This window comes from Aeromonas sp. R10-2 (assembly GCF_040908445.1).
GTDB classification, from domain to species: domain Bacteria; phylum Pseudomonadota; class Gammaproteobacteria; order Enterobacterales; family Aeromonadaceae; genus Aeromonas; species Aeromonas veronii.
In genome coordinates this window covers 1-5,581 of the sequence record NZ_JBFODS010000059.1, presented here as the reverse complement: position 1 = coordinate 5,581, position 5,581 = coordinate 1, and the positions used below count along the sequence as shown (strand labels likewise).

Here is a 5,581-nt window from a genome sequence, read left to right as displayed (position 1 = left end):
GTGCTGGGCAAGCAAGGCACAGGTGCACTGGTCACCCTGGTGGAGCGCAAGAGCCGGCTCTATCTGGTCAAGCGGGTCGCGAGCAAACAGGCTGGGGTGGTGCGGGATGCGATAATCGAGATGTTAACGCCCTACATCGAGCAGGTGCATACCATCACCTTTGACAACGGCGGCGAGTTTGCCGAACACAAGGCGATAGAGGAAGCGCTGGGTGCCGAGACTTACTTTGCGCACCCTTACTCTTCGTGGGAGCGCGGTCTGAACGAGAACAGCAATGGGCTGTTGAGGCAGTTTATCCCAAAGGGAACAGACCTGAGAGAGGTCACGGACGAGGATGTCAGGAGAGCGGAGCAGTGGCTCAACCTACGACCTCGGAAATGTCTCGGATTCAGGCAGCCTGTCAAGGTATTCGAAGAGTACCGTCAGGCGGCATAGGCGAGTGTCGCACTTCGAAGTTGAATTCGCGAAATAACCGGGGAATTACTGCCAACAGTAATAGGGAGAAATAACGTACCGGCACCGACAGCAGTGGCATATAGGCCCATGGTCCATACCGAATCGCTTTTCTCCCATTTCAATTTTGAAACAGGGTTACTCTTTTCAGCAATAGAAACACTCATTGCAATATATACCTTATTAATCTGTCATCATTATTTTTATTGGCCCGAATAACAGGCTGGAGATATGTCGTTGCATATCGCCCTGCACATGAAAAAACAACGCCGCCAGTGGCCAACAGGGCCACCGGAGAGAAACGGAGCTGCCACGCTACCATCGTTGAAATCGCTATCCGGGTCAAGGTTAATAATTCATGACTGTTTGAATCGGAATGTTTCAAAAGACAACAGGATGTATCATATTCGTCACCCAAAACCAGATTCACGCCTGTTTGATAACATACCGATAAAACCTCATGCTGTTGCCCAACAACACAAATAAGACCAGCGATCAGGCCGATAATATTAACACCTTAAGCTGTGGAATATGAGTTAAATAATACGGCCAACTTTTCTACTAATTGACAGTGATGTCAGCCAATTTATTCAGGGTAAAAGAGCAGGCTATTTCCCACAGCGACCGGGGTGGCAACCGGATCGGCAGGCAGCGCTTCGACGGCGGCACGGATCTGCTCCGCCATCTGCTGCAAACCGGCTTCATCGATCCGCGGCAGCAGGATCAGAAACTCCTCGCCACCGCTGCGCACAAAGAGGTCATCCGCCCGCAACAGGGCATCGATACAACTACTAAAGCGCTGCAAGGCCCTATCTCCCTGCTGGTGGCCGTAGTGATCGTTGATCTGCTTGAAGTGATCGATGTCGAGCATGAGCAGGCCGCATGGGGCCTCGCTGCCTCTCACCTGCTGGCAATGCTCGAAGAAGAAACGGCGGTTATGGAGGCCGGTCAACTGGTCGGTTTCACTCTGGCGCAGCAGTCGCTGCTGCAACTCGTACTGGCGGGTGATATTGCGGGTCACCCAGGCCACCGCCCGCTTGCCATCATAGAGGGAGGGCAGCGGCGCAATCTTGCCCTCAAAACGCTGTATCCCTTGCGGCCTGGCGGCAGCATTGATCCCCCCCACCTCGGCTGCTGAGAGCTCATACTCCACCACTCGCACCTGACCGCTCGCCAGCGATTCGGCTACCTGCGCCTTGACCCATATGGCCATCTCGGGTGGCAGCACATCGGCCAGCTGCTTGCCCGCCAGCGGATTGCCATCGTGATAGGATTGTTGCTCCATGCCGCCGATATATTCCACGTAATAGCCATCTTCACTGAGGATAAAGACGGGATCTGGCAACTGGGCCATCACTTCATAAAGCTGGGTTACCGAAAGCGCCACGGAGACTCCTGTACTTCAACGTCAAACAGGGGGGAGATATTCTGCCTCAAAAGGACTCGCTCGCCCTCATCGGCAGAACAGAAAAATCTGCGGCCACAGCCAACAATCCTTTACATCTAGCAGCCTGCCAGCCTCTCGGCCACCACGGGTGGCCAGCGCGTTGCTACTCCCGCCACTGCGCTCGCTCACAGTAGCGAAAGCCCCCTCCCCCGGTCGCGCATATCCCATTGTTTCAACTCACAAGTTCATTTACGCTGGCCGTCCTGAGTCCAGTTTTCACATCATCAGCCATCAGGAATGCCAGCCACCCACAACCGCAGGGGCTGTACCACGGAAAAGGAATCGCCAGATGAAAAACGCCATCGTCAAAGCTCGTTTCGAGGCGGTCAGCCTCGAAGGGGAACAGCTCACCCTCAAGATCGCCATCAAGGCCCCCGAGCCGGATCCCAAGTCCGCCAGCGGTGACTGGCGCTGCAAGGTGAAGCTGGCGGGGCTGAGCGACAAGACCTTTATCTACGGCATCGACAGCCTGCAGGCCCTGAGTCTCGCCATCAAGTTTGTCGAAACCGAACTGCGCGCTTTCTCCGATGCGGGCTGGCAGTTCTATCTGCCCAATTGCCCCGATCACCCCATCGACATGAGCGCCTGCTACTTCCCGGCGCTCTAGCCCGGCCAATCGAAGGAGACCAGATGCACGGACCCGATCCCGCCAATCCCCACCCCATGAACGGCTTTCCCCAGGTGTGCTTTATCAAGAACACCATCAAGGGGCCCAATATCGAGGTGGGTGACTACACCTATTACGACGACCCGGAGGATTCGGCGGGCTTCGAGCGCAACGTCCTCTACCACTTCCCCTTCATCGGCGACAAGCTCATCATCGGCAAGTTCTGCGCCATCGCCCGCGGGGTGAAGTTCATCATGAACGGCGCCAACCACCAGACCTCCGGCTTCTCCACCTACCCCTTCTTTATCTTCGGCAACGGCTGGGAGAGCGCCGCCCCCGCCCCGGGCATCCTCCCCTACAAGGGGGATACCGTCATCGGCAACGATGTCTGGATTGGCTATGACGCCCTGATCATGCCGGGGGTAAAAGTCGGCAACGGCGCCATCATCGCCGCCCGCTCCGTGGTCACCGGTGACGTGCCCGCCTACGCCGTGGTCGGCGGCAACCCCGCCAGGGTGATCCGCTACCGCTTCGACGATGACACCATCGCCCGTCTCAACGCCATCGCCTGGTGGGACTGGCCGGTGGAGCAGATCAGCCGCAACCTGCCGCTTATCCGCGGCGGCGAGATAGCCGCGCTGGAAGCGGCAATCCGTTAGAGACAACCACCATCAAGCAGGAAGCACTATGCAACTCACCCCACCCCAACCGCCTCAGGACGATGATGTTGAAGCGCTGCGCATTGGCCTGACGGGCTACAACGTCAGCCAGGCAGGCCCTCAACTGTACGAACTTCGGCGCGAGCGGATCGCCAGCTTTATCAAGGATAAAGAGGGCAAGGTACACGGCGGCATCATCGCCGACATCAAGTGGGGCTGGCTGCATGTCGACTGGCTCTGGATCGACGAAAGCATCCGCCGAGATGGCTGGGGCGGCCGCCTGCTCGGCGCCATGGAGCAGTACGCCCAAAGCAAGGGCATCACCAACTACCACTTGGAAACCACCAGTTTTCAGGCCCTCCCCTTCTACCAGAAGCAGGGTTACGAAGTCTTTGGCCAACTGCCCGATATGCCGCCGGGGCATATCAGTTACTTTCTGAAAAAGCAGGACAAGTGATGACACTCCCGCGCCTTGCCAATGCCAATGCCAATGCCAATGCCAATGCCAATATCGTGATCCGCCCGTTCGAAGCGGGCGATGCCGACGAGTTTGTCCGCGCGGCCCACGAATCCATCGAGACGGTCGGCAAATGGATGAGCTGGTGCTCCCGTTCATTTACTCGGGAGAGCGCGCTGGCGTGGTTTGCCAGCTGCGAGCAGGATTGTGCGGCGGGACGCGCCTTTGACATGGGCATCTTCTGCGCCACCACCGGCCAACTGCTGGGTGGCGCAGGAATCAATCAGCTGTCATCCCATCACCGCTACGGCAATATCGGTTATTGGGTGCGCCAATCCCGCCAAGGCTGCGGCATCGCCCGACAGGCGGTCGCCCTGCTCCGTGACTTTGGTTTTCAGCAGTTGGGACTATTTCGGCTGGAGATAGTGATGGGGGTTGGCAACACCGCCAGCGAAGCTGTTGCCATCGCTGCCGGAGCCGCCTTTGAGTGCCGGGCAAAAAATCGCATCTTCCTACATGGCCAGCCTATGGATGGGCATATTTATTCGCTTGTTCCAACAAAACGGACCCAAAAAGGGCTCATGTGACACAAGCACGTAGTTGTCACGGAAACTTCTCGTTATGTAGAACCTAAACAAGTAACCCGCCACGCCACACCTCAATCAACATCACGGATTGCCCAGAACTCCCCCGCGTGTTCCAACCTCTCCAAGGCCTTATCGGATTCAAAACAGATGGTCATTACTCATACACCAAGCCCCTATTGTGACAAAGACCCGATGTTTTCACTTCCCACTTTCTTTCTAAGCCTTGTAGGATAAGGCCCTGCTAATGTAGGAACTTTTCGATCGTTGCCGGTGTTGTTTACAACACATTATAAATAGCGCAGTGTGACACACACAGGAGAGTGCCGTTTGGAAGATGACTTTTTGACCATTATCCTAAGAGCTCGTGGACCAATGCTAAGTAGCCAGTTGGCAAGAATCTTAGTGTCTGAAGCAGGGTTGTCTGAAGATGCAGCTCGTAAACGGGTACAAAGAGGCGGAAAAGGGATAACAAAACTAAACCATATTATTTTCCCCCATCGTTCTCGCTTTGTATATTTAAGTGAGCAATATGGTTCTAGAAAATTTTTCCTAGCTTTAAATAAAACTCTCCAAGACTCCGGCAGCATTTATTTTTATGCCTTGCAAGCGTTAGCAATGCGAGACAATTTGATGCCTAAAGAACATTTTAAAATAGCGTGTGGAGCACCTATTTCGCAGAAAAAGCACGTTTCTGCTGAATCAGTTATTGAACGCCTGATTAAATCAACCATTGTTAATGAGGTGCATATTGAAGGCTTCGGTGATTATATCGTTCGTTGCGATGAATTATCTTACTTCCCAGATGATAGAACATATGCGCTTATGAGAGGACGGCTTTTATCTGAGCGTATAGCCTTGTTAGCAATAAAATCATGGGCTAGAAATCTCGGCATAGTTAGTTATGACGCGAATTCAACTTCGAAGTGCGACACTCGCCTATGCCGCCTGACGGTACTCTTCGAATACCTTGACAGGCTGCCTGAATCCGAGACATTTCCGAGGTCGTAGGTTGAGCCACTGCTCCGCTCTCCTGACATCCTCGTCCGTGACCTCTCTCAGGTCTGTTCCCTTTGGGATAAACTGCCTCAACAGCCCATTGCTGTTCTCGTTCAGACCGCGCTCCCACGAAGAGTAAGGGTGCGCAAAGTAAGTCTCGGCACCCAGCGCTTCCTCTATCGCCTTGTGTTCGGCAAACTCGCCGCCGTTGTCAAAGGTGATGGTATGCACCTGCTCGATGTAGGGCGTTAACATCTCGATTATCGCATCCCGCACCACCCCAGCCTGTTTGCTCGCGACCCGCTTGACCAGATAGAGCCGGCTCTTGCGCTCCACCAGGGTGACCAGTGCACCTGTGCCTTGCTTGCCCAGCAC

5 protein-coding genes and 3 pseudogenes are annotated in these 5,581 nt (G+C 54.8%); 6 read left to right on the top strand and 2 right to left on the bottom strand.

From position 1 onward, the window contains the following. A pseudogene (locus tag AB5Y97_RS12420) lies at positions 1–435 on the top strand (IS30-like element ISAs2 family transposase); the annotation flags it as partial. Positions 436–1,054: 619 nt separating this feature from the next. On the opposite strand, the pseudogene AB5Y97_RS12415 reads toward AB5Y97_RS12420, so the two are convergent. Beyond that, a pseudogene (locus AB5Y97_RS12415) lies at positions 1,055–1,840 on the bottom strand (diguanylate cyclase); the annotation flags it as partial. A 349-nt stretch (positions 1,841–2,189) separates the two neighbouring features. Here AB5Y97_RS12415 and AB5Y97_RS12410 point away from each other — a divergent pair. From AB5Y97_RS12410 to AB5Y97_RS12390, 5 genes are all read left to right on the top strand, one after another. Next, positions 2,190–2,507, top strand: a complete 318-nt coding sequence (locus AB5Y97_RS12410) for a hypothetical protein (RefSeq protein ID WP_120416042.1) — start codon at positions 2,190–2,192, stop codon at positions 2,505–2,507. Positions 2,508–2,530: 23 nt separating this feature from the next. Then, a complete protein-coding gene (locus AB5Y97_RS12405; protein ID WP_201948149.1) occupies positions 2,531–3,166 on the top strand; it encodes a Vat family streptogramin A O-acetyltransferase in 636 nt (211 codons plus the stop codon). Between the two features lie 28 nt (positions 3,167–3,194). Further along, entirely contained in the window at positions 3,195–3,623 is a 429-nt protein-coding gene (locus AB5Y97_RS12400) for a GNAT family N-acetyltransferase (protein WP_047434745.1), read from the top strand. After that, a complete protein-coding gene (locus AB5Y97_RS12395) occupies positions 3,623–4,210 on the top strand; it encodes a GNAT family N-acetyltransferase (protein ID WP_236358270.1) in 588 nt (195 codons plus the stop codon). The genes AB5Y97_RS12400 and AB5Y97_RS12395 overlap by 1 nt, the downstream gene beginning before the upstream one ends. 327 nt (positions 4,211–4,537) lie before the next feature. Next, positions 4,538–5,218: a hypothetical protein gene (locus AB5Y97_RS12390; RefSeq protein ID WP_368158076.1), complete on the top strand. Its 681-nt coding sequence runs from the start codon at positions 4,538–4,540 to the stop codon at positions 5,216–5,218. On the opposite strand, the pseudogene AB5Y97_RS12385 reads toward AB5Y97_RS12390, so the two are convergent. Continuing rightward, positions 5,147–5,581, bottom strand: a pseudogene (locus AB5Y97_RS12385) (IS30-like element ISAs2 family transposase); the annotation flags it as partial. The gene AB5Y97_RS12390 and the pseudogene AB5Y97_RS12385 overlap by 72 nt on opposite strands.